Source organism: Bacteroides sp. MSB163, assembly GCF_036416795.1.
GTDB lineage: Bacteria > Bacteroidota > Bacteroidia > Bacteroidales > Bacteroidaceae > Bacteroides > Bacteroides maternus.
In genome coordinates this window covers 5,958,528-5,983,030 of sequence record NZ_CP143867.1, presented here as the reverse complement: position 1 = coordinate 5,983,030, position 24,503 = coordinate 5,958,528, and the positions used below count along the sequence as shown (strand labels likewise).

General features: G+C 43.7%; 23 protein-coding genes and 1 tRNA gene. 12 read left to right on the top strand and 12 right to left on the bottom strand.

What is annotated here, in order from left to right; translation table 11 throughout:
- Positions 1-35: 35 nt before the first annotated feature.
- A complete protein-coding gene (locus tag VYM24_RS23540; RefSeq protein ID WP_330941037.1) occupies positions 36-2,393 on the top strand; it encodes an amylo-alpha-1,6-glucosidase in 2,358 nt (785 codons plus the stop codon).
- A 2-nt stretch (positions 2,394-2,395) separates the two neighbouring features.
- Here VYM24_RS23540 and VYM24_RS23535 read toward each other — a convergent pair whose 3' ends face one another.
- On the bottom strand, positions 2,396-3,379 hold the full coding sequence (locus VYM24_RS23535; protein WP_330941036.1) for a GNAT family N-acetyltransferase: 984 nt from the start codon (positions 3,377-3,379) through the stop codon (positions 2,396-2,398).
- Positions 3,380-3,555: 176 nt separating this feature from the next.
- Here VYM24_RS23535 and VYM24_RS23530 point away from each other — a divergent pair, with 176 nt between their 5' ends.
- The 5 genes from VYM24_RS23530 (at position 3,556) to VYM24_RS23510 (ending at position 6,481) form a co-directional block, all read left to right on the top strand.
- On the top strand, positions 3,556-4,092 hold the full coding sequence (locus VYM24_RS23530) for a nitroreductase family protein (RefSeq protein ID WP_291549346.1): 537 nt from the start codon (positions 3,556-3,558) through the stop codon (positions 4,090-4,092).
- Positions 4,093-4,094: 2 nt separating this feature from the next.
- Positions 4,095-4,430 carry a hypothetical protein gene (locus VYM24_RS23525; protein WP_007214761.1) on the top strand — a complete coding sequence of 112 codons (336 nt, stop codon included), beginning with the start codon at positions 4,095-4,097 and terminating at the stop codon, positions 4,428-4,430.
- Positions 4,427-5,221 (top strand): Rossmann-like and DUF2520 domain-containing protein, encoded by a 795-nt coding sequence (locus tag VYM24_RS23520; RefSeq protein WP_291549348.1) that lies wholly within the window; start codon positions 4,427-4,429, stop codon positions 5,219-5,221. The genes VYM24_RS23525 and VYM24_RS23520 overlap by 4 nt, the downstream gene beginning before the upstream one ends.
- 105 nt (positions 5,222-5,326) lie before the next feature.
- Positions 5,327-5,854, top strand: coding sequence for a KdsC family phosphatase (locus VYM24_RS23515; RefSeq protein ID WP_299088624.1), 528 nt, complete (start codon positions 5,327-5,329; stop codon positions 5,852-5,854).
- Positions 5,855-5,899: 45 nt separating this feature from the next.
- Positions 5,900-6,481, top strand: coding sequence for a Maf-like protein (locus tag VYM24_RS23510; protein ID WP_299088623.1), 582 nt, complete (start codon positions 5,900-5,902; stop codon positions 6,479-6,481).
- 1 nt (position 6,482) lies between these two features.
- On the opposite strand, the gene VYM24_RS23505 is transcribed toward VYM24_RS23510, so the two are convergent.
- The 9 genes from VYM24_RS23505 to VYM24_RS23465 all read right to left on the bottom strand — a co-directional run bounded on the left by VYM24_RS23505 (position 6,483) and on the right by VYM24_RS23465 (position 16,649).
- Positions 6,483-7,481 (bottom strand): M20/M25/M40 family metallo-hydrolase, encoded by a 999-nt coding sequence (locus tag VYM24_RS23505; protein WP_299088622.1) that lies wholly within the window; start codon positions 7,479-7,481, stop codon positions 6,483-6,485.
- 19 nt (positions 7,482-7,500) lie between these two features.
- Positions 7,501-9,690, bottom strand: coding sequence for a tetratricopeptide repeat protein (locus tag VYM24_RS23500; RefSeq protein WP_299088621.1), 2,190 nt, complete (start codon positions 9,688-9,690; stop codon positions 7,501-7,503).
- 67 nt (positions 9,691-9,757) lie between these two features.
- Positions 9,758-10,672, bottom strand: a complete 915-nt coding sequence (locus VYM24_RS23495; protein WP_291549355.1) for a glutaminase — start codon at positions 10,670-10,672, stop codon at positions 9,758-9,760.
- An 18-nt stretch (positions 10,673-10,690) separates the two neighbouring features.
- On the bottom strand, positions 10,691-11,713 hold the full coding sequence (locus tag VYM24_RS23490; RefSeq protein WP_291549357.1) for a porin: 1,023 nt from the start codon (positions 11,711-11,713) through the stop codon (positions 10,691-10,693).
- 85 nt (positions 11,714-11,798) lie between these two features.
- Positions 11,799-13,058: a phosphoglycerate kinase gene (locus VYM24_RS23485; protein ID WP_291549449.1), complete on the bottom strand. Its 1,260-nt coding sequence runs from the start codon at positions 13,056-13,058 to the stop codon at positions 11,799-11,801.
- An 87-nt stretch (positions 13,059-13,145) separates the two neighbouring features.
- Entirely contained in the window at positions 13,146-13,820 is a 675-nt protein-coding gene (gene nth, locus VYM24_RS23480) for an endonuclease III (RefSeq protein ID WP_007217431.1), read from the bottom strand.
- Positions 13,817-15,013 carry an MFS transporter gene (locus VYM24_RS23475; protein WP_291549360.1) on the bottom strand — a complete coding sequence of 399 codons (1,197 nt, stop codon included), beginning with the start codon at positions 15,011-15,013 and terminating at the stop codon, positions 13,817-13,819. Before VYM24_RS23475 ends, nth begins: the two co-directional genes overlap by 4 nt.
- A gap of 44 nt (positions 15,014-15,057) precedes the next feature.
- Positions 15,058-16,077, bottom strand: coding sequence for a phenylalanine--tRNA ligase subunit alpha (gene pheS, locus VYM24_RS23470; RefSeq protein WP_291549361.1), 1,020 nt, complete (start codon positions 16,075-16,077; stop codon positions 15,058-15,060).
- 341 nt (positions 16,078-16,418) lie between these two features.
- Complete coding sequence (locus VYM24_RS23465; RefSeq protein WP_044263303.1) at positions 16,419-16,649, bottom strand: hypothetical protein; 231 nt, start codon at positions 16,647-16,649, stop codon at positions 16,419-16,421.
- Positions 16,650-16,915: 266 nt separating this feature from the next.
- Here VYM24_RS23465 and VYM24_RS23460 point away from each other — a divergent pair, with 266 nt between their 5' ends.
- The gene (locus VYM24_RS23460; RefSeq protein WP_330941035.1) at positions 16,916-17,602 is read left to right on the top strand and encodes an energy transducer TonB; all 687 of its coding nucleotides are present in this window, start codon (positions 16,916-16,918) and stop codon (positions 17,600-17,602) included.
- A 182-nt stretch (positions 17,603-17,784) separates the two neighbouring features.
- On the opposite strand, the gene VYM24_RS23455 is transcribed toward VYM24_RS23460, so the two are convergent.
- Positions 17,785-17,861 (bottom strand) — tRNA-Ala (locus VYM24_RS23455).
- Between the two features lie 114 nt (positions 17,862-17,975).
- Here VYM24_RS23455 and VYM24_RS23450 point away from each other — a divergent pair.
- From VYM24_RS23450 to pulA, 3 genes are read left to right on the top strand one after another with little or no spacing between them, the layout of a single operon-like run.
- Complete coding sequence (locus VYM24_RS23450) at positions 17,976-18,281, top strand: DUF4286 family protein (protein WP_291549450.1); 306 nt, start codon at positions 17,976-17,978, stop codon at positions 18,279-18,281.
- Positions 18,278-18,847: a crossover junction endodeoxyribonuclease RuvC gene (gene ruvC / locus VYM24_RS23445; protein WP_007214744.1), complete on the top strand. Its 570-nt coding sequence runs from the start codon at positions 18,278-18,280 to the stop codon at positions 18,845-18,847. The genes VYM24_RS23450 and ruvC overlap by 4 nt, the downstream gene beginning before the upstream one ends.
- A gap of 52 nt (positions 18,848-18,899) precedes the next feature.
- Complete coding sequence (gene pulA, locus VYM24_RS23440) at positions 18,900-20,897, top strand: type I pullulanase (RefSeq protein ID WP_299089666.1); 1,998 nt, start codon at positions 18,900-18,902, stop codon at positions 20,895-20,897.
- A gap of 339 nt (positions 20,898-21,236) precedes the next feature.
- Here the strand turns inward: pulA and VYM24_RS23435 are convergent, their stop codons facing one another.
- Positions 21,237-21,458, bottom strand: a complete 222-nt coding sequence (locus VYM24_RS23435) for a DUF6132 family protein (RefSeq protein WP_074435090.1) — start codon at positions 21,456-21,458, stop codon at positions 21,237-21,239.
- A gap of 193 nt (positions 21,459-21,651) precedes the next feature.
- Here VYM24_RS23435 and VYM24_RS23430 point away from each other — a divergent pair, with 193 nt between their 5' ends.
- On the top strand, positions 21,652-23,103 hold the full coding sequence (locus VYM24_RS23430; RefSeq protein ID WP_291549364.1) for an ATP-binding cassette domain-containing protein: 1,452 nt from the start codon (positions 21,652-21,654) through the stop codon (positions 23,101-23,103).
- A 174-nt stretch (positions 23,104-23,277) separates the two neighbouring features.
- A complete protein-coding gene (locus VYM24_RS23425; RefSeq protein WP_330941034.1) occupies positions 23,278-24,438 on the top strand; it encodes a hypothetical protein in 1,161 nt (386 codons plus the stop codon).
- Positions 24,439-24,503 lie beyond the last annotated feature (65 nt).

Sequence of the window (24,503 nt, the reverse complement as noted above, 5' to 3'; positions counted from 1 at the left end):
ATTAGGTACGATAAAATAGGTTAGTTGCTGTAAATATGATCAACAACAAAGTGAATTTATGCTTTTCGAAGAAAGCTGCGGGTATATTACTCGCAGCTACTTCTTTTTTAGTGATGGCTTGTAGTGGAAATGTAAAGGAGTTATCTCCGCTAAGTACGCACGAATTAGGCATTGCCATACCTGATGGCCAGTCGCGTGAATATTCTTATACAGACAAAAATGGAGGTTTCTATTATGGAATGACCTCTACAGATGATTGGGGAGATTGGTATGCAGGCTGGAATATTTATGCCAAACGCATCTTTGCCGATTACCGCTTGTATGTGGATGGAGAAAGATTGCTTCGGGAAAATGCCTGTACGTCGGTGTATCCTGACAAATTAGTTCGCCGATATGAAAAGGCTGTGGAAACATTCTGTCTGGTGGATGAACCGAAGCTGCTGTATGTTCGTATGGATAGCGTACAAGGGAAGCGGATCTCATTCATGCTGATGGGGGAAAATGTGGTGGATGCACGGAAGGATGGAAAGTCTGTACTCTATACAACGAAAGAGTCACCGGAAAATGTAGTGCGTATAGCACCTGTAGCGGAGGCGGGTATTGAATTTGCAGATAATCTGATAACTGTTCCGGTTGCTGCCGGTGGTTTCCTGATTGCTTTTGGCACGGAAGAAGATAGTCGGCAAGCAATAGACGGTTTCCGTAAAGAAGGAGAGAAGTGGTTGGCTGCACGTAGTCAACGTATTCAATCCTTATTGGACCATAATCCTTTAAAGACCAATCTGGATTCTTTGGATCATGCCCTTGCCTGGATTATGCTTACCAATGACCAGTTGATAACCAATCAGCATGGCGGTTACGGCATGTATGCCGGTCTGCCCTGGTTCACGGACTTCTGGGGGCGGGATATGTTTATCTCTATGCCGGGCGCGGTGCTTTGTACAGGGCAGTTTGATACGGCACGAAATATTCTTGCGTCATTTGCACGTTATCAGGATACCATTTCCACATCTCCTACTTACGGACGTGTACCTAATCGTCTGAATCTGGAAGGTATTCTTTATAATACCACTGACGGAACCCCTCGTTTCGTTATGCAGGTGCACGATTATCTGAAATATACGGGTGACACCGCTTTCGTGAAAGAAATTTATCCTTCAGTGAAGATTGCTACGGATGCTTCTCTTCGCCTGTATACGGACGAAAAAGGATATCTCACCCATGCGGATGCAGATACCTGGATGGATGCCAAGCGGCAGAGCAAGTATCCCTGTTCACCACGTGGCAATCGTGCTGTGGATGTGCAGGCATTGTGGTATACCCAATTGACGAATGCTTCGGATCTTGCCCGCTACATGAACCGTGAGGAAGATGCCCAGCGTTGGAATCTTGCCGCGGAGCGTCTCCGCTCAAATTTTGAACAGGACTTTGTAGACACAGCCGCCCAGTCAATCTATGATCATCTGAATACAGATGGAAGTGGGGATGTGCAATTCCGCCCCAATGCTATCTATGCGTTGGATCTGGTTTCTGATCCTGACTTGAAGATGCATGAGACAAAAGAAGTTTGGGAACGTCTGGTATATCCGTGGGGAGTGTCTTCACTCGATCAGTCCGATGAACAGTTCCATCCTTATCATGAGCAATGGTATCGTTATCATAAAGATGATGCTTATCATAATGGCACGATATGGCTTTGGAATAATGGTATGGCCATGCAGCGGATGATAGAAAACGGACAAGCTGACATCGCGTATACTTTGTTCAGGAATATGAACCGCCAGGCACTTGTGGAAGGTGCTGTCGGCAGTTTATCAGAGAATGCGGATGCATGGCCACGTGCCGGACAGACATGGGTACGTCGAAGTGGAACTTTCCTGCAGGCGTGGAGTAATAGCGAGCATATCCGCGTGTGGAACCAATACTTCCTGGGAATTCGTCCTGATATGCTCAATCATTCCATAACCATTGCTCCGCAGCTTCCTTCTGAATTGAAGGTAGTGGATAGTCGGGTAAATATAGGAGATGGTACATTACGTATGATTATTGCTAAAAACGATGCTAGCGGAACTTACCGCTATGAATGGACCGGTACACCCGTAACTCTCAAACTGGATATCGATTCTTATCAGACATTGAATGTTCCGGTTCCGACAGACCACTCGGTAAGTATCAGGACAGAGGGAGCACGTATGACAGTGAATGTCTCTGATGCCTCCGGTAAGAAGACAGCCAATTACGTAGCAGAACTGGATACGCTCAAACAGGAACAGAAGAAACAACAAGATGATTATTTCATGAATACTCATTTTGCAAAGCCTTCTTACAGAGAAAATATGAAGAGTATGTCCCGTTACTTTGATCCGCCATTGACGTATCAGAGTGTGGAATAATTCTATTCGTAAATCTTATTCAGCAATTTGTTCAGCCACTCCCACCGGAAAAGAAACCAGCGACGGGTACTGCTTTGTTTACCACCGAAGCGTAAGACGAATTCGCGGTAACCGTGCTTGCGGAAGGGGAGACCGACATCCATAAATTCAAGGTGGCGGTATCCCCGCTGCTTGGCATCGAACAAAGCATACCATACGGCAAGTATACCTGGGTATTGAAGGGCATACATCTTGCGCATACCACCGGAGAACCAAAGGTAAGCACTGTCTTCGGAATAGATACAGGCACTGCCGCCTATTATTTTATCTTTGTAAGTGACAATGAATATTTTGCTTTGTTCCCCTTTCATCATTTCTTCTTCCATGCGTAGGAAGAACACTCTGCTGGGGAAATGACGGCGTATTTTAGAAGAATAGACATGGTGCAGCATCTGGGAGAATGCATGCACTTCCTCTGGAGTATGAGCTTCCTTTACTTCTGCGCCATTTTTTAATCCTTTTTTGATTTGCCTGATGCGCGAGGGACTGAAGCGGCTTTCTACATGCTCAATGCTATGTAATGAATTACGTACCCGTAGCCAGTTTATGGCGAAGTAATGATTTTTGCGGAAAGATTTATAACCGAACAGGGAGTTTTCCAAGTTACGGAATTCAATAAGGAATGCCTCCCGTAATGCTTCAGCCGTTAACCGTTGCAACATCTCACCAAAGACAAACTCCTTGTCAACAGTTTCATCAAAATACTCTCCTGTGCCATAAACCTCACATCGTTTGATAATGGCGGGCGGGAACAAACGGGCACTCTTTCGTACTGCTGCCAATAGCTTGGCGACAGGCTTTTCGGTTTCTGATGCAACAATGAGAAGGGGCGTATAACCCGGGGTTGCTTCGTAGATATGAAACAACTCGATGGAGTGAAATGTATTATTGCCCGGCAGTTCCGGGATGTCACTCCCGTGGTAATATGTCGTCAGTTTCAAAGGCATTGACTGCAAATTTAGAAAATAATCTTGTATCTTTGCGTTCCTAAATGGTAATTTAGCGCAATGCGCTAAATTAAGTTACAAGCTACCAGCTACGAGCTACGAGTGCCATTCGGTATAATAGCGCAGCTACTTGTAGCTCGTAGCTGGTAACTCGTAACTTAATAATATTATGATATATGGAAAATTTCAGTGAATTGCTAAAAGTTCGCCGCAGTATGCGGAAATTTACGGATGAAGAGTTGGCGCAGGAAGAGGTGGTTACCCTGATGAAAGCTGCGCTGATGTCACCCACTTCCAAGCGGACAAATGCATGGCAGTTTATTATGGTGGACGATAAGGAGTTGCTTGAAAAACTATCACATTGCAAGGCGCAAGCGTCGCAATTTATTGCTGATGCACCGTTGGCAATTGTAGTAACGGCTGATCCGTTAGTGAGTGATGTGTGGATTGAAGATGCTTCCATTGCTTCGATTATTATACAATTACAGGCAGAAGATATGGGCTTAGGCAGTTGCTGGGTGCAGGTACGCGAACGTTTCACCGCTTCTGGTATGCCGTCCGATGAATATGTGCGCGAAGTACTCGATATTCCCTTACAACTGCAAGTGCTCAGTGTCGTTGCTATCGGACACAAAGGCATGGAACGTAAGCCTTTTAGTGAAGAACATCTGCAATGGGAAAAAGTTCATATCAATAAATACGGAGGAAAGTAACGGTGGGTGCGGCAAAAGCAAACAATAACCGCGATACTTACAGGGCCACAGCGGTTACGTTGATTGTTTTCGGTATACTTTATCTGGTGGACAAATTGATACATTTCTCAAGTATCGGTCTGCCGTGGGTGATGAATAAGGATAATTTTCTGCTTTATACGGCGGTGATATTTCTCATCTTCAAGCGTGATAAATCGGTGGGACTGGTGTTGATTGGTCTGTGGCTGATACTGAATTTCGGATTGATAACGGCATTGCTCGGCACGATGTCTGCCTATCTGCTGCCTGTGACTTTGCTGGTTCTTGGAATTATTCTATATTGGTTGGCTACAAGATGAAAAGGAGTGTACAAGATACGTCGGTAGTCTTTATCGGTGCTGGAAACCTTGCAACGAATCTGGCCAAGGTTTTATATCAAAATGGTTTTCGTATAGTACAGGTCTACAGCCGTACAAAAGAGACTGCATGTGCTTTGGCTCAAGCGGTAGAGGCGGAATATACGACTGAACTTTCGGAAGTATCCAGGGATGCGCGGCTCTATATTGTCTCTTTGAAGGATGCTGCTTTCGTGGAACTGTTACCCGACATTGTTTCCGGGAAGGAAGATGCTTTGTTGGTACATACAGCCGGGAGTATTCCGATGAGCATTTGGGAAGGAAAAACTTCGCGTTACGGTGTGTTTTATCCTATGCAGACTTTCAGCAAACAGCGCGAGGTGGATTTCCGTACGATTCCTTTCTTCATAGAGAGTAATTCATCCGAAGATACGGAATTGTTGAAGGCAATTGCTTCTGTCCTTTCGGAAAAGGTGTATGAAGCTACCTCTGAGCAGCGTAGAAGTCTGCATCTGGCAGCTGTGTTCACTTGTAATTTTACGAATCACATGTATGCTCTGGCGGCTGAATTATTGAAGAAATATAATCTTCCATTCGATGCGATGTTACCCCTGATTGATGAAACAGCCCGTAAAGTGCATGAACTGGAGCCGAAGCAAGCTCAGACAGGCCCGGCTGTACGTTATGATGAAAATGTAATCAATAAGCATTTGGAGATGCTTGCTGATGAACCGGAGATGCGGGAATTGTATCAGCTTGTGAGCGAGAATATACATCGTTTGCATAACAAGTAATGTTTCGATGCATAACAAGTAATGTTTTGGTACATAACAAGCATAGTTTTATCCTAAAACAAGCATTGTTTTTTTGAAAGGTAACCTAATTTAAAACCGAATATAGTGAGTACTATCAATTACGATCTGAAAAAGATAAAAGCACTTGTATTTGATGTCGATGGCGTTTTGAGTGCTAACGTCATACCGATGAGTCCGGATGGAGAACCGATGCGCACCGTGAACATTAAAGATGGTTACGCTTTGCACCTTGCCTGTAAACAGGGTTTGTTACAGGGAATCATTACCGGTGGACGCTCCGAAGCTGTTCGCAAACGCTTTATGGCCTTGGGAATTCCTTCTGAGGATATTTACATGGCTTCTTCCGTAAAAATCCATGATTATCATGATTTTCGTGACCGTCATGGCTTGAAGAACGAAGAGATTCTTTATGTAGGTGATGACATTCCGGATATTGAAGTAATGTGTGAGTGCGGATTACCTTGTTGTCCTAAAGACGCGTCAGCAGAAGTGAAGACTGTCTCCCGCTACATTTCCTATGCCAATGGTGGCTATGGCTGTGGTCGGGACGTTGTAGAACAAGTATTGAAAGTTCAGGGACTTTGGATGGATGATAAAGCCTTTGGTTGGTAATCTCCTCTTATACTTAATGCTTAAAAATTAATACTTTAAATCGTTATGTTAGACAATTTAGAGAAATATAAGGTGATTCTTGCCTCGGGATCTCCCCGCAGGAGAGAATTGATGGCAGGTTTGGGCGTGAATTATGAAGTGCGGATTCTTCCGGATGTGGATGAATCTTATCCGGATACTTTGCAGAGGGAGGAAATACCGCTCTACATTGCTAAGGAAAAAGCGGACGCCTACATACCTATGATGCAACCTGATGAACTGATAATTACGGCTGATACGATTGTATGGCTGGATGGTAAGGTTCTTGGCAAACCCCGGGATAGGGAAGATGCTTTGCAGATGTTGCGGACTATGTCGGGGCGTACCCATGAAGTTTTCACCGGCGTATGCATAACCACTACTGATTGGCAACGAAGTTTTACAGCACAGACTGAAGTACGTTTCGCCACATTGAGCGAAGATGAAATTATATATTACGTAGATAACTTCAAACCAATGGATAAAGCCGGAGCCTATGGAGTGCAGGAGTGGATCGGTTTTATTGGGGTGGAGAATATCTCGGGAAGTTACTATAATATCATGGGACTTCCTGTGCAAAAACTATATAGGGAATTACTGAAGGTATAGTTTAGTACTCTTTCTCGTTTGCCAGATTCCAGACATTCAGAAAAGATGCTTTGGTTATCTCCACAATCTTTTCCCAATTCAGTTTGTCGGCATGATCGGAGGGCTGGTGGTAGTCCGGATGTCCATCCGTATGATACCAGATAATAGGAACTCCCGCTTTGGCAAAGGAACCGTTGTCACTACCGCCTATGGGATTATCCCATGGACGATAGTCGGGCTCCAACCGGAGATTGTATTTCTTCATATCTTCTTTGAGCCACTTTCCAAAAGCCGCGTTGGCCTCTGTATAGAAATAAACCACGTGCATCGGTTGCTGCGGTTTATTGTTACGGCCTATCATATCGAAATTCAGATAACCCCTGACTTGTGAAATGAACGGGCAGGTTTGTACAAAGAATCTTGAACCCAGCAACCCTTTCTCTTCGCCATCCCAGAAAGCAAAAATAATATTTCTTTCCGGTTGTTTTCCGCTGGCAATGAATGCTTGGGCTATTTGTAGAACAGCTGATACTCCGGAAGCATTATCGTCGGCACCGTTATAAATCTGATCACCATCCAAAGCCGGATCTATTCCTAAATGATCGAAGTGTGCGCCGACAATTGCATACTCATTGACATTTTTACCGGGAATTATTCCCAGGACATTAGCCATTGAGAGTTTCTGATGAACTTCTTTGCTGAATAAAGCAATCGAATCGGGATGTACTTCCAACCGTCCTCTTTTCTGCCGTTCTCTCCGGTAGGCTTCAAAAGGCTGAAAATAACTGTCTCCTAACGGCTGTACTCCCATTGCCTGAAGTAATGAAGCAATATATTGCGCCGCTACCTTGGAACCGTGGTATCCGGCTTCCCGGCCTTGCAATTCATCATGCGCCAGAAAACTGATATACGCTTCGGCGGATGCCCGGTTTATGCTTTCCAGTCCTTTTTCCACGGGACTCTGTGCTGCTGTCAGATAGCTGAAACAACAGAGTATAGCCAGAATACAGTATTTCTTCATCAGATATTTATTTATGCCTTTATTCAATCATATCCAACATTAATGGAATTTCTTCGGCTACGATACCTTGTCTGAGCAGACTGTTCCGGTCTCTGTCGAATATTTCCAGAAATGCGTCCTTGCTACCACTTTCTGCCATAGCTTTACCATATAGTCCGGCAGCTTTTTCTATATTTCCCAATACCCATGCCACGTGTCCGGCATTGAGATAATCTGTTGCAAGCGGCTTGGCAGCGAGAAGCTTGTCGTAATACTTCATAGCTTGTTCATGCTTACCACTGACAAATGAGCACCAGCCGATACCGCGCCATGCTTTCATGCAGTTGTTTTCCAGAAAGTCCAGTTTGAAGAAGTATTGCAGTGCATCTTCGTATCTTTTCTGTTCTGCCAGGCAACTTGCGGTATAGAATAACACATTGTGGTTTTCTGGTTGAATTGTTTCCACGCGGTGGTAGTATTCCAGAGCGGCATCGAAATTCTTCATTTGACGGTAACAGGTAGCCAGATGGCGGAGCGTCCACAAATGATCAGGTTTCAGCATATCGGCTTTCAGATAGGCATCCACAGCTTCCTGATAGCGTTTCTCCTTTTGCAGGCAGAAGCCTGTTTTCTGGAAAATATCCGCATTGGCCTGTTTCCGGTCTATCAATATCCGGTAGAGCTCCAATGCTTCGGCAGGGTGCTCTTTGCGGAAGTGGAAATCGGCAACAGCCACCAATAGTTCGGGAGCACTCAGCAATCCTTTCAGTACAGGGTTACGGTGCAAAGCAATCTCTTCCTGGAAGATGTTGTGGAACTCATATCTGCGTTGGCTGAGTTTGAAGAAACGATATAAATCGTGAATATACTGGTTGCTGATAACGTCAGGCCGTTCTGCGTATTGCTTCAGGCTGGTGCTATTCTTTTCTTCCATAAAGTCACTTTGATCCTGGGGCGTCATCTGGCTCAACATCATATCCCGCTGTCCTTGCGGAAGTTGGGCAATGGTGAAGCAGAATGAGTACTTATCACTGTTGCAGAAGAATCCGGATTGCAGAATGATAGAGAGTACCGAACTTTCACTCGTCTGGTTCAAGCCGACTTGGTGGATGATACTGGAGTGCATCCGGTCGAAAGGATAGAACCAGTTGTGCGGTTCGCGGAAGAAAGGATAGCCTTTTAGTTGTGCGAATGTACTCATGTATACATCAGCGCCTTCCAACTGCAAATCGTTCATCTCTCTTATTTTGTCTCCTAGTCCTGATTGTTCGAAAGCCTGTTCCCAGTCCGGATTACGGTCGTTTTCATCTGTTTCTTCAAAACCGAATTTCATGTTGCGCATGATATTCACGTTCCTCATCATTTCGGGAATGATTTCTTCCCGCATCTTCTTGTCTATTTTCTCGGTTTCTTGGCTGCGAAGCAGTTGGATGTAAACACGGTTCACCTGTTTACTGAAGTCCGGATCTTCTCTGAAAAGAGAGATGCGCGCTTCCAGTTCCGGATAGAGTACAATGCGTGTAGGGTAGAGATGCAGGGTGATGACAAGTCCTACCAAAGCTCTTTGGTTGATTTGCGGATGGGTATGGCGGAGTCCGTCGAGCAGCCAATTGATCTTACGTTCGTCGAAACACTCCATTAAACTAAGTGTGACAGCACTGACAAACAGACATAAATCATTGATTGGTAATGTTTCCGAGCGGAGCATATCCTCTGCCTGGGCAAATTCTTCCAAAGTCCAGTTATTGTTGCTCCAGGTAGTAAGAAACATAACCTGGTGTGTTTCTTCATGCCGTTTCAAGATAGCGTCCAAACCCTGATAGTTTGCCAACTGCGATACAGCCATTTCGTCTGCGAATCCTTCCAGTATCCTCTGTTGGACAGAGAGGTCATAAGCCTTCGGCAACTGGTTGGGATTTCTGCGCAAAGAATGATAGTAGTGGGTGGATATCTCATCCAGCAATAGGATGCGCGTCTGGTCGGCAATTTCCCAGGTATCGGCTAATAGCTGACGATACAATTTATGCCGTTCCGGATCTTTCATTCCCAACTTCATGTATTGCAGCATATACTGATAGGAAGTCTGGATTTGTTCTAGGCGGTTGCGCAGGGTCCAGTCATTACTATTATATAAGAAAGCATCCAGCTGAACGAGAGCCTCTTTCAGCCGTTTATCTTCCAGTAAACTGACTATCTGATTATATTGTTTTTGGATGGATTGTTCATTCATATTCAGTCCTTTCTTTAATACTATATGAGTATAAGGTACAAAAATGATGCCAAAAAAGTTTAGGTTCTTAGAAAATACTGACAGCAGTTTTGGTTGTCAGTAATTCCAGAGCTTTCATGCCCATTACGGAGTTGCCTTTGGAATTGAGCCGCGGACTCCATACAGCTACTGCGTACTTGCGTGGGCATACAGCTGCGATACCACCGCCGACACCACTTTTCCCGGGTAATCCTACCAGATAAGAAAACTCACCGGCTTCATCATAGAAACCGCATGTTTGCATAATGGCATTGATACGCTTCACTTGCGAAGTCGTCAGTTCGGTTCCATCAAAACTGAACGGTCTTGTGTGATCGGCAAAGGGGAGGAAAGAACATGCCAGTTCACGGCAATTCATACCTATGGAACATTGACGGAAGTAGAAGCGAAGTACTCGCTCGATATCGTTTTCTATATTGCCGTGATATTTCAGCATATTGGTGATGGCGGCATTCAGATATCCATACTCCCGTTCGGAAGTAGCCATGCTTTCATTATATTGAATCATGTCATTGCCGCAGAGTTTCCGCACAAACGAGAGATATTCCCTTTCCGGATATTCAAGTACTGAGAGCAAGACGTCTGCCATTACCAATGCCCCTGCATTGATGAGTGGATTGCGGGGGATTCCTTTCTCCATTTCCAGCTGAAAGATGGAGTTGAATGCATTACCGGACGGTTCTACGCCTATACGTTTCCAAAGTTCGTTACCTATCCGGCCAAAACTCATGGCAAGGGAAAATACTTTCGAAATACTCTGCACGGCGAAACGTTCATCACTGTCTCCCTGGGCATATTCCTTGCCTTCGATGGTGCGCAGACAGATGCCATAACGATCAGGATTAACTTTCAGCAGTTCAGGGATATAACTTGCCGATTTGCCTTCCTGTGCATACGGCTGTATTTCTTCGTATATTTCTTTCAGAATTCGGCTGTATTCCATAGCATGTAAGGTTTTTCTTTAGAAGCGCACTTGCAACTGCGCCTGTAATAAATTACTATTTTCTCCGATATGGCGGTTGCAGTACGTATATTGTGCCTGTACTCTGCACTTAGGATAAAACCAGTATTGCAGTCCCACTACGTAATTGGTTTGCTTGTCATCCAGTACTTTGCTTTTGTTAAGATAGTCATAGGATGCAATGACATCTACTTTGGGGAATACATGTGCAGATGCCGTTACGTAGTAGCCGTCGCTTTTCACGTGTCCGTCTTTTCCGGCCAGGTATTCTGTGCGTACATCAACCGGTTTGGTCTTAATCACTGCACCTGCCGACCAACGGTTACGCGTATAGTTTTCACCTATCTGTATATCCGGATTAAGAGTGGAAGTGGCTATTGCGCATCCCTTTCCTTTAACAAAAGAACCACCTACGGACAGCCAGCCGAGCGGATGAACCATCAGACTGCCTACAATATCTTTCTGGTTGTTCTTGTCTTTCAGATTGATGCCTTGTCCATTCATCAATGCAAGATTATAATTTACCAGTTTGCCGAACAGGTCTCCATAAATCAGGAGACCCATATCGCGTCCGCTGCTGGAACCATATAACGGATCGCTGCCATTGATACCGGCCAGGTAATTGACAGACTGCGCATAACAATTTATCAATTCCACATAGCAGGGAGACATTGGGTTTTCAATGGTGTACATCGTCTTGAATTGTCCGATGCGGGCAGTCAGTTGAGGGAGGAATTTGTATTCGGTATATGCTTCAAGTATTTTTCCCGTATTGGCAAAGCTGTACATGAAGTAACATAGCCAGCGGTCAGTGATTTTACCTTGTGCCATGAAGATAACCCGTTTGATGTCGAATGTATTGCTGCCATCACCGGCATCATCATACGTATATCCCACCTGCGCATAGCCGGCAAGACTGATACGGTCTTTAAGAGTGTTTACTACGTCGTTTAAACAAGCATCTTGTGCTGTTGCTATCAGAACAGAGAACAGGAAAGCGAAGGATAACAGAATTCGTTTCATGATTTTTATAGATGTGAAGATATAAGATTAAAAAAGGCAACCCTTCTTTTCAAAGAGCTGCCTTTGGGTATGATAATGTCTGTTTTTATTCGTTGATAGCAGCGATACCCGGAAGAACTTTTCCTTCGATTGCTTCGAGCAATGCACCACCACCGGTTGAAACGTAAGAAACACCGCTTGCCAAACCGAACTTGTTTACGCAAGCTACAGAGTCACCACCACCTACAAGTGAGAAAGCACCGTTTTTGGTAGCCTCTACGATAGCTTCACCTACGGCACGTGAGCCATGAGTAAAGTTTTCGAATTCGAATACGCCAGTCGGACCGTTCCACAAGATAGTCTTGGAGTTTTTAATAACGTCTGTGAAGATTTTCTCTGTTTCAGGACCGATATCCAAACCTTCCCAACCATCAGGAATTTGGTCAACCGGACAGAACTTAGTGTTGGCGTCGTTAGAGAAAGCATCAGCAATCTTAGCGTCAACAGCCAATACCAGGTTTACACCTTTTTCTTTAGCTTTTGCTACCAGGTCAAGAGCCAGATCCAGTTTATCATCTTCGCAAATAGAAATACCGATCTTGCCACCCATAGCCTTAGTGAAAGTATAAGTCATACCACCGGCGATGATCAGGTTATCAACCTTGCTCAGCAGGTTCTCAATGATTTCGATTTTAGAAGAAACCTTAGAACCACCCATGATAGCAGTGAACGGACGTTTGATGTCATTCAATACTTTATCAACAGCTTTCACTTCTTTCTCCATCAAGTAACCGAACATCTTGCTGTCTTTGTCGAAATATTTAGCGATCAAAGCCGTAGAAGCGTGTGCGCGGTGAGCTGTACCGAAAGCGTCATTTACATAACAGTCAGCATAAGAAGCCAATTTCTTGGTGAATTCTTTCTGGCTTTCTTTTACGGCTTTCTTGGCGGCAGCTTTTTCTTCGTCTGTCGCATCTTCTGCCAAACCACGGGGTTTACCTTCCTCCTCAGCATAGAAACGAAGGTTTTCAAGCAACAGTACTTCACCCGGTTGCAGAGCAGCAGCCTTTACAGCAGCTTCTTCGCCCATACAGTCGCTAGCAAATTGCACCTCAACACCCAACAAATCTGACAGATGTTTCTGGATATGTTTCAAAGAGAACTTGTCAGCCGGACCTTTCGGACGACCGAGGTGAGAACCGATAATTATACTGCCACCGTCAGCCAGAATTTTCTTCAGCGTAGGAAGAGCAGCACGCATACGGTTATCATCTGTAATGTTGAAGTTTTCGTCCAAGGGTACATTGAAGTCCACACGAACGAATGCCTTTTTACCGGCAAAGTTGAATTGATCAATTGTCATAATACTCTATTTTATTTAAAAGTGTTATTAATTCCTTTTAGTGAGTGCAAAGATAATGTATATTTCTTTTTTTTGCTATGAAACCGTTATTTATTCTTTATCTTCCGGCTTCTCTTTGCTAACTTTGTACTTCTCGCAATAATATTTGCACATCAATTGCAAACCGCAGTTGTCACATTGCGGTGTACGTGCCTGACAGACGTATCTTCCGTGCAGAATAAGCCAGTGATGAGCAATGGGAATGTCGGCTTCCGGGATGTTTTTCACCAGTTCTTTTTCTACGCTGAACGGGGTGGTACATTGGTCCGAAACCAGTCCGAGGCGATGGCTTACACGGAACACATGGGTGTCTACTGCCATTGCCGCTTTGTTGAATACGACGGATTGGATGACGTTTGCCGTCTTACGTCCTACACCGGGAAGTTTTATGAGTTCTTCCAGTGTGCCGGGTACTTCGCTGTTGAAGTCTTTCACCAACATTTGCGCCATGCCTACCAGGTGTTTTGCTTTGTTGTTGGGGTAAGACACGCTACGGATGTATTCATAGATCACTTCCGGAGTACTGGCAGCGAGAACTTCCGGGGTAGGGAAGTCGCGGTACAGTGGCGGAACAATCATATTCACCCGTTTGTCCGTACATTGGGCGGAGAGGATGACCGCTATCAGCAGTTGAAACGGGGTCTCATAGTGCAGTTCCGTTTCGGCTACGGGACGATTTTCCCGAAACCAGGCAAGGACTTTTTCATAACGTTCTTTCTTTCTCATCGCAATTTATTTTTATGGTAATTGGGAGCCACTTTGCCATTGAAGTAGAGCATGGATACAATGGTAAGGCAGGCTCCGAATAAATAAGCTTTATCAAAGGTGCTGACTTCTGCAATATATCCTCCTGTCAACATACCGATACCGATGCCTACATCCCAGGAGGTCAGGTAGGTGGAAGTGGCGGTACCACGTTGGCTGTTGGGAGCGAGGTTGACAAACAAGGTGTTGTAAGCGGGGAACATAATTCCGAAACCTACTCCCAGCAACAAGGCCACGGAAAAGAAAACAATCGTGCATACCATGTTGTTCCAACTGATGAGATATACACAGGCCGAAAGCAGGAAAAAGCTGAACACCACGAGATACAGTCCGGCGGAAATAACCTGCGTTATCTTACCTCTGTCCACAATCTTTCCGGAGAATATACGTGAAATAGCCATCCCTATCGCCATGAAAGTGAAGAAGAAACCTGTGGTGGCATTGATTCCGATTTGTTTGGCATACATAGCCACATAGTTGGTCGTCATTCCATAAGGAATGGAAAGCAACAAGAGGCTGATACCTGCCGGAATCCCTTTCAGTAATATGAATCGGTCGAGAGATATCGGTTCCCGTCTCACAGGTGGTTTATAAGGAGTCTTTACAAGAGAAGCGCAAACGAAACCTGCCATACAGGATCCCAGTGAACTGCAGAATATGGTAGTAAAACTCATTCCCGCATCATGCAGAAATAATCCTGACATCGGACCCACTGCCATTGCAATGTTGTTTGAAAGCCCATAGTATCCCAGTCCTTCTCCGCGTCGTGAAGATGGCATGATGTCAATCACCACTGTGTTACCACCTACGGTTACCATTCCGAACGATACTCCCTGTATGATACGGAACATGATAAACAGTGTAAGCGAGCCTGCAATGATGTATCCGGCAAACATCGTCATAAAGATGAAGTAAGCTATCAAATATAAAGGTTTGCGTGCAAAGCTGTCCAGAAAATAACCGGAGAAAGGACGGATACACAATGCAGCTACTGTGTAGCAGGAAAGAATGATACCGATTGTAGAATTGCCGGCACTGAATACTTCGGACAGGTAAAAAGGTAGTACCGGTATCAGCAACCAGAATCCGAAGTACAGCAGGAAGTTGGCTGCGAGAATAAAACAATAACTGGAAGTAACAAGCTTATCTTTCATTCTTATTAAATTGAGAGTTGAGAATTCTCAACTCTCTACTTATTTTAGTAAGCGGCTTCGAATTCCTTCAGGAATCTTGTGTCGTTTTCGGAAAACATACGAAGGTCTTTCACCTGATATTTCAGGTTCGTAATACGCTCGATACCCATACCGAGGGCGTATCCGCTGTATACCTTACTGTCGATACCGTTACTTTCCAATACGTTGGGGTCTACCATACCGCAACCTAGGATTTCTACCCAGCCGGTATGCTTGCAGAACGGACAGCCCTTTCCACCACAAATGTTACAACTGATGTCCATTTCGGCACTAGGTTCCGTGAACGGGAAATAAGACGGACGCAGACGGATCTTGGTATCTTCGCCGAACATTTCTTTGGCAAAGAGCAATAACACCTGTTTCAGATCAGTGAAAGATACGTCTTTATCTACGTACAACGCCTCTACCTGGTGGAAAAAGCAGTGTGCGCGATAGCTGATAGCTTCGTTACGATATACGCGTCCCGGACAAATAATGCGGATAGGAGGTTGTGAGACTTCCATAATGCGTGTTTGTACAGATGAAGTGTGCGTACGCAATACGATGTCAGGATGCGCTTCGATGAAGAAAGTATCCTGCATATCGCGTGCGGGGTGATCTTCAGCAAAATTCAATGCGGAGAACACGTGCCAGTCATCCTCAATTTCCGGACCTTCGGCAATACTGAAACCCAGACGTGCAAATATATCGATGATTTCGTTTTTTACGATGGTGAGCGGGTGGCGTGTACCCAGTTCTACCGGATAAGCGGAGCGGGTGAGGTCAATGTCGTCACAATCCGTATCCTGGCTTTCGAACTGTTCTTTCAGGGCGTTAATCTTTTCCTGCGCCTTGTTTTTCAGTTCATTCAGTCTCATGCCGACTTCTTTCTTCTGTTCGGCAGCCACGTTGCGGAAGTCTGCCATCAAGTCATTGATAGCACCTTTTTTACTAAGGTATTTGATGCGGAGCGCTTCCAGTTCCTCGGCGTTGGCAGCTTTCAGTGCTTCCACTTCTTGCAGAAGCTGGTTGATTTTATCTATCATATCGTCGTTATTATTTATTTCTGAAATACATAAAACAGTGCAAAGATACAACTTTATCATGATTTCGCTCCCAATCTTTTTATAAAATTAATCTGTCGCGGGGAAAAAGTCTGTGGCTGGTTAGGTGTAAATCTTCGTAGTATCTCCATGCAATCTCCACGCAATCTCCGTATCAGGTCCGTATCAAGTCCGTAGATGCTCTGTATCAGCTCTATATTTTACCTGATTTCTTAGATACGGAGCAACTACGGACCTGGTACGGGCCGGGTACGAATCGTATAGATTGCGGATAATCATTATCCTTGTCGGCTATGCACCGTCCTTCTTATCTTTGTGGGAGGTTAATTAGCTTCTTCTTTGTTCTTTTTTAGTGCTTTCTGATAAAGTTTTTCTTGCAATACACAGAATTCTGCTACAAGCTCAATAGGAATACATGAGTCATTTTCATCTTCCGCATTATTCATCAATTGCTCGATTTTTTTAGAGAGGGAAAGGTAACGCTGCATTTCAGGGTCATAAGGGTTAAGCGTATGCAGTATGATGTCGCTTTTCCCTGATTTAGTTTGTTTCATTTTTTATGATTGATTTGTTAGGCAAAGGTAGCAGCTTTTTTTAGTATTCTTAAGTATTCCGGCGTAAATAATCTTTTTGCTAAGCAATTTTTTCGAACAGATATTAAAAAAGTATATTAATAGGCCTCTCTGATAACAACTTAATAGCTATTCAACTATCTTTATTACAGAAAATAGTGGCCACAAGTGTTTTCGTATTACTAACAATATCTGTATAGTGTCGGATTCTTAACGGAAGACATTATATAGTAACTAATTTGTAAACTATGGAAACCAAAAAAACACCCAAAGCAAACTTGGAAAGCAAGAGACCCACGTGGTTACTTGTGGGTTATGTAGTCGTACTTGCCTTCATGTTCGTAGCGTTTGAATGGACGCGTGATATTAAGATTGACACGAGTGGTCGTATCGTCGAAAATGTGTTTGAACAGGACATGGAGATCCCTCTTACAAGGCAGCCTGAGGTTGCTCCCCCACCTCCACCTCAGGTTACTCCTATTAATGATGTATTGATAATAATAGATGATGACGCTAATGTAGAAGAAACCAATTTCGCCTCTTCGGAAGAAACCGGTGAGGATGTGGTAGTGAAACATATACCAGTCACTGTGGACGAAGATGTGCCGGTAGAAGATGAGATTTTTGAAGTTGTGGAAGAAAATCCGCAATTTCTCAATGGTGGTACAGTCGGTCTTTTACAGTATTTGAGTAAGAATATCAAGTATCCCACCATTCCACAAGAGAATGGAACCCAGGGGCGTGTAACTGTGCAGTTTGTTGTAAACAAGGATGGTAGTATCGTGGATGTGACCGTGATAAGAGGCGTTGATCCTTATCTGGACAAAGAAGCGGTTCGCGTTATTTCTACCATGCCGAAATGGAAGCCCGGAAAACAACGTGGCGTACCCGTACGCTGCAAGTTTACAGTGCCTGTGACGTTTAAGTTAAAATAGGATAAGTTTTAGCAATCATTACATTGTTTGATTAAAGGTGAAATGGTTCGTTTGAGTGTGAATGCTTGAATGAACCATTTCACTTTATTCACTTACTACTTTTCCGGATTTATAAAAGATAGATGGGGAAATGGAATAAAAAAAGGAATATATCATCTTTCTGATATATCCCTCGTTTTCTATGGTGGAGAGTATCGGACTCGAACCGATCACCTCGACACTGCCAGTGTCGCGCTCTAGCCAGATGAGCTACCCCCCCTTTTTTTGACCCTTCGCTAACGTTTGCGAGGTTTCTCTCTTTTTGATGGCGCAAATATAATGCATTATTCTGAAATAATTGCTATGTTTGCGAAACAAAGTGAAAGAAAAAAATATGCTGATTTATAATACCACCTATCAAGTAGAAGAAGGACAGGAAGATAACTTCCTGATCTGGATCAAAGAATTCTATTTACCCGAAGTAGAAAAGACAGGGTCATTGCATACACCGCGCATTGTTCGTGTACTCAGTCATCGTGAAGAGGGTAGTACCTGTTATTCCCTTCAGTTCGAAGTGGAAAATTCCGGTATCTTGCATCGTTGGCATCTGGAACAGGGAACGAAGTTGAACGAAGAACTGGTTAAGATATTCCAGGATAAAGTGGTAGGGTTTCCTACACTGATGGAGGTGATAGAGTGATACAGCCTGTCAAGGAAAAGATAATTCTGGGCATTGACCCCGGTACGACCATTATGGGATACGGAGTTTTGCGTGTACAGGGAACAAAACCTGAGATGATAGCTATGGGCATTATTGATCTGCGTAAAATGGGTGATCATTACCTGAAGTTACGTCATATACACGAACGGGTGTTGAGTATTATCGAGAGCTATCTGCCTGATGAACTTGCCATTGAAGCACCCTTTTTCGGGAAGAATGTACAGTCTATGCTGAAGTTGGGGCGTGCACAAGGTGTTGCTATGGCGGCCGCTCTCAGCCGGGACATACCGATTACGGAATATGCTCCTTTAAAAATCAAAATGGCTATCACCGGAAACGGTCAGGCTTCTAAGGAGCAGGTAGCGGATATGTTGCAACGCATGTTGCATTTTGCAAAGGAAGATATGCCTACATTTATGGATGCTACGGATGGTCTTGCCGCCGCTTATTGCCACTTTCTGCAAATGGGACGTCCTACAGTAGAGAAAGGATATCACGGCTGGAAAGATTTCATCGCCAAGAATCCCGATAAAGTAAAGCGATAATATCTCATACCTAATACTTAATACTTGATACTTAATACTTAAAATAACTACCATGAAAATGAATGAACTTGCCTTGATTGGAGTGGCGGCTGCTACGATTGTCAGTTGTTCTCCGGCAAAAAAAGAGTACGCATCTTATGAACTGTATCCTGTCCGCTCGGATGACTTGACGGAGATGGAGTATACTCCTGAAGTTACAAGTTTTACATTGTGGGCACCTACTGCCGATGAAGTACGTCTGATGTTGTTTGATACCGGTGACGGTGGTCATGCTTATGAAACCGTTTCAATGATGGCTGATAAGGAAGGAACATGGACAGCAAAGGTGGAGAAAGACCTGATAGGGAAATTCTATACATTCAATGTGAAGATTAAAGATAAATGGTTGGGAGATACTCCGGGCATCAATGCCAAATCCGTAGGAGTAAATGGAAAGCGTGCCGCAATTATAGATATGAGTGCGACTGATCCCGAAGGCTGGGCAGCAGATAAACGGCCTGCGTTGGCTTCTCCGGTAGATGCGATTATTTATGAAATGCATCACCGCGATTTCTCTATTGATCCTTCTTCCGGTATTCAGCACAAAGGTAAATTCCTGGCATTGACAGAAGAAGGTACATTGAGTCCTGAACAATTGGCAACAGGTATTGATCACATGAAAGAACTGGGTGTGACGCATGTACATCTTCTGCCATCTTATGACTATGCTTCCGTAGACGAGGCCAGATTGGATGAAAACAAATACAATTGGGGGTATGATCCGCAGAATTACAATGTGCCTGATGGTTCATATTCTACCGATCCTTATGATCCTGCTGTTCGTATTAAAGAGTTCAAACAGATGGTGCAGGCTTTGCATAAAGCAGGAATTCGCGTAGTGTTGGACGTGGTGTATAACCATACATTCAATACGGCTGAAAGCAACTTTGAACGTACGGTGCCGGGATATTTTTATCGCCAGATGCCGGACGGCAGCTTTGCTGACGCTTCCGCTTGCGGCAATGAAACGGCAAGTAACCGTCCTATGATGCGGAAATATATGATAGAGTCTGTGTTGCATTGGCTTAATGAATATCACCTTGACGGTTTCCGCTTTGATCTGATGGGGATTCATGATATAGCAACGATGAATGAAATTCGTAAGGCAGTTACAGCAGTTGACCCGAGTATCATTATTTATGGTGAAGGTTGGGCGGCTAAAGTTCCCCAGATGCCGGAAGACTCGTTGGCTATGAAAGCGAATACTTACCGGATGCCGGGTATTGCTGCATTTTCTGATGAAATGCGTGATGGATTGCGTGGTCCGTTCAATGACAATCATCAAGGTGCTTTTCTTGCCGGAGTTCCGGGAGGAGAGGAGAGTATCAAGTTTGGTATTGTTGGTGCTGTCAAGCATCCGCAAGTGGACAATGATTTGGTGAATTATAGTAAGGCTTCCTGGGCTGAACAGCCGACACAGATGGTCAGTTATGTTTCTTGCCATGATGATATGTGCTTGGTTGACAGACTGAATGCAAGTGTTCCGGGTATTACGCCACAGGAGTTGATAAAATTGGATAAATTGGCTCAAACGGCTGTATTTACTTCACAAGGCATACCGTTTATTTATGCCGGTGAAGAGGTGATGCGTGATAAGAAGGGCGTGCATAACAGTTATCAAAGTCCTGACTCTATTAATGCTATTGACTGGAAACGTAAAGCAGAACATGCAGATGTTTTCGCTTATTATAAAGGTCTGATACAGTTACGCAAGAATCACCCTGCTTTCCGCATGGGAGATGCGGATCTGGTACGTAAGCATTTGGAATTCCTTCCGGTGGAAGGCAGTAACTTGATAGCCTACCGTTTGAAAGAACATGCCAACAGTGATACATGGGAAGATATTATAGTGGCATTGAACTCACGTAAAGAACCTGCTAAACTAACAGTTCCCGAGGGTAAGTATACAGTTGTTTGCAAGGATGGCTTTATCAGTGAAAAAGGATTGGGTACGCTTTACGGATCAGAAATGATCGTTCCGGCGCAGTCTGCATTGATTATTTATAAATAAGAACAGTATATCTTATGATAAAACATCGCCCCTACAAGTAGTCTTACTTGTAGGGGCGAATCTGTATTCGCCCGGATACATTTAATTGAGAGTTTGGGCATTATATTATAGTTTGTGTTATTCTTTAGCGATATCCATTTTCAGGTAATTTCGCTTATATCCATTAATTCAAGTTTATATATTCCAGCTGGTATATCGCTAATTTTTTTTCAATATTATTATGCAGAAAAATAAACCTATCCAATGCCGTACGGAGAACCTGAGAAAACATTCCGGAAAGCTCATAGGCATGACCCGACGGGCGTTCTGATGTTGATTTTTTCTCCATAGACTCCTGTATTATTTATCTTGATTGTTCTTCCTTAAAATATTTGGTTGCAAAATGTTTCCTGATAGGCCACCTATGACAGTTCCCCACAATGTGCTGTTTAGTGGAGATGAGGTAATTGGACAAGTACCCGTACTACAGCCGACATACCTCCAATATAGATAGCCGCTTATAGCCCCGACTATTGCACCTACGATTGTAGGCCAATATCTTTTAGCGAATGTTTTTTCCATCCTTTTTTAATACTTTTGATACATGTCTTTTAAAGAAACATATTTCCTGGGGAAATTGTTTCCCAATATATGGATTATTTTTCATGTTAGTTGCTTAAAAAAGGAAGAATTGATTAAACTGCTCTCATTTTGAGCATTTAGAAGGAAAACTTGGTATCTTTGTGGCATCACTAAACAAAATACGTCTGAAATAATGCAACCATATACTATATGTTTGACGGGTGGTGTGGCCCGTAATCCGCTTGTGCGATTAGCTGCACCTGCTTCCGCATCTTTTCCGGCAGATGAACACATTGCCATTGTCGGACCTAATGGTTCCGGAAAAAGCCTTTTGGTAGATATGCTTATCGGAAAATATCCTTTGAAGGAAGGAACAATAACCTATGACTTTTCTCCTTCAACGTCAAAAACAGTCTATGAGAATATCAAATATATTGCTTTTCGCGATACGTATGGTTCGGCAGATGCCAACTATTATTATCAGCAGCGCTGGAATACTCATGATCATGATGATGTTCCGTTAGTCAGGGATATGTTGGGAGAAGTCAGGGATGAAAAACTGAAACAAGAACTTTTTGAATTATTCCGTATTGAACCTATGCTGGATAAGCCGATGATTCTTCTTTCCAGTGGTGAGTTGCGTAAATTTCAGTTAGTGAAAGCGCTGCTTACAGCTCCCCGTGTTCTTATCATGGATAATCCTTTCATTGGGTTGGATGCCCAGACCCGTGAATTGCTGAATACTTTGTTGGCAGGACTAGCCAAACGCTCTGCCGTACAACTTATCCTGATACTTTCTATGATGGATGATATTCCCTCATATATTAATAAAGTGCTGCCGATAGCTAATCGTACGGTAGGACAAATGATGCAACGTGATCAATATCTTACCATATTCAGGAATGCAGATATACCTGTACCCGAAGATTTGCAGCAGCGTATTGTTGATCTTCCTTATGATAATACCAATTATGTATCCGATGAAGTGGTCAGATTGAATAAAGTCAGTATTCGCTATGGTGACCGTACTATTTTGAAAGAACTGGACTGGACAGTGATGCGCGGACAGAAGTGGGCGTTGAGTGGTGAGAATGGAGCGGGAAAGTCTACTTTACTTAGTCTTGTGTGTGCCGATAATCCTCAATCATACGCTTGCGATATCAGTTTGTTCGGGAGAAAGAGAGGGACGGGGGAGAGCATTTGGGAAATAAAGAAACATATTGGTTATGTCAGCCCTGAAATGCACCGTGCTTATTTGAAGAATCTACCGGCGATTGAAATAGTTGCCTCCGGCCTGCACGACAGTATCGGACTATACAAGCGCCCGAAAGCGGAACAGATGTCTGTTTGCGAATGGTGGATGGATATTTTCGGTATTGCTGCCTTAAAAGACAAACCTTTTTTGCAATTATCCAGTGGTGAGCAACGTTTGGCTCTTCTGGCACGTGCTTTTGTAAAAGATCCGGAATTATTGATACTGGATGAGCCTTTGCATGGTCTGGATACATACAATCGTCGGCGGGTAAAGAAGATAATCGAAGCATTTTGTCGCCGGCAGGATAAAACCATGATTATGGTTACCCACTATGAAAAGGAGTTGCCCGCTACTATTACAGATCGCATAGTTTTAAAGCGTAATCGGTAATCAGTCAAAATTATGAAGAAACTGTTATTCCTATTTTTGATACTTTTTTTCCTCTTTTCTTGTGGGAGAGAGAAGGCGCCGATAAGTGAAAGTTTCCGGATAATACCCGATTCTTTCGCAATTGGTTTGAATTTGTATAATAAAGGAAGGGCAGTTTATCATCATTCCAATAACATGGACAGCATGTTATTCTATATGCAATTGGCTGAAGGTTTCTTCATACGTGGTGGGCATAAAGCGCAGGTGAACCGTTACATTGCTTCTGTCTATTCGGCAAGAGGAGAATCGGATGAGGCTATCCGTTATTTTCTGAGGGCTAGTCGTACGGCAGAAGAATGGCAGTATAGTTTTATCTGTCAGGGAATAGCTGATGTTTATACTGCTGCCGGGCGCTTTCGGGAGGGGGTATCTGGATTAGATTCTATACGGAAGAATATGGATAACAGGCAGATGGTACCTTATTATCATTTAGCTAAAGGAAATCTTTGGGCCGGTATCAATGAATATGATTCTGCTTCTACCTATTATCGTATTGCGTCGATGTCCTTGAACCGTTGGGTTGCAGCCGAGGCATCCCGGAGGTTGAAGTTGCTATACTCTTCGCTGGGGAAAGACAGCTGCTCTTTCTATTCAGCACTTGCTGCTAATGAGCATCTTGTAAATGAACTGAGAAGAGAGGAAGGAGTTGAAAGCCGGACGAAGTATGAAAGGGCTAAACTGGAAAATGAACTGAACCGGTTGAAAATAGATAAGCAGAGGCGGGAAATCTGGCTGTTAAGTTTAGGGCTTTGTTTTGTTGTGGCATTCGCTGCGGGTTATATTGTTTGGCAACGTCGCAAACGCCAGATGTATAAGCAGCTTTGGCGTGAGCAATCCCTGAGACTGAGTCAGACGGAACAATTGTTACAGCAGTCGGAAGAGTTGAGTATATTGTGCGAAAAAGAGAGTCTGCTTCGTGAATCGCTTTTTCGACGGATGAAGTCGTTTCATAAAATTCCCTCTTTGGAAAAAGAAGAAGAGAGTGCTGAAGAGGAAAATGATAATCAAAATCGACGTATAGCCTTGTCTAATGAAGAGTGGGAAGATATACGCCAAACGGTGGATGGAAGTTATGATAAATTTTCAGTGCGATTACTGGAAGCTTTTCCGGGATTGAGCATGAAGGATGTGTATTTCTGTTGCCTGGTGAAAATAAACGTTAGTATTAAAGATCTATCTGACATTTACTGTATCAGTCGTACCTCGATAAGTCGTAAGAAACAGCGGATGAAACGAGATAAGTTGGGATTGACGGAGAATAATGAGACTTTGGATGATTTTTTGCGCCGTTTTTGAACTTTTGTCTATACTTATTGTGATTGACTAATTTGTATGTGGTTTATAATCATGTATTTATGTGC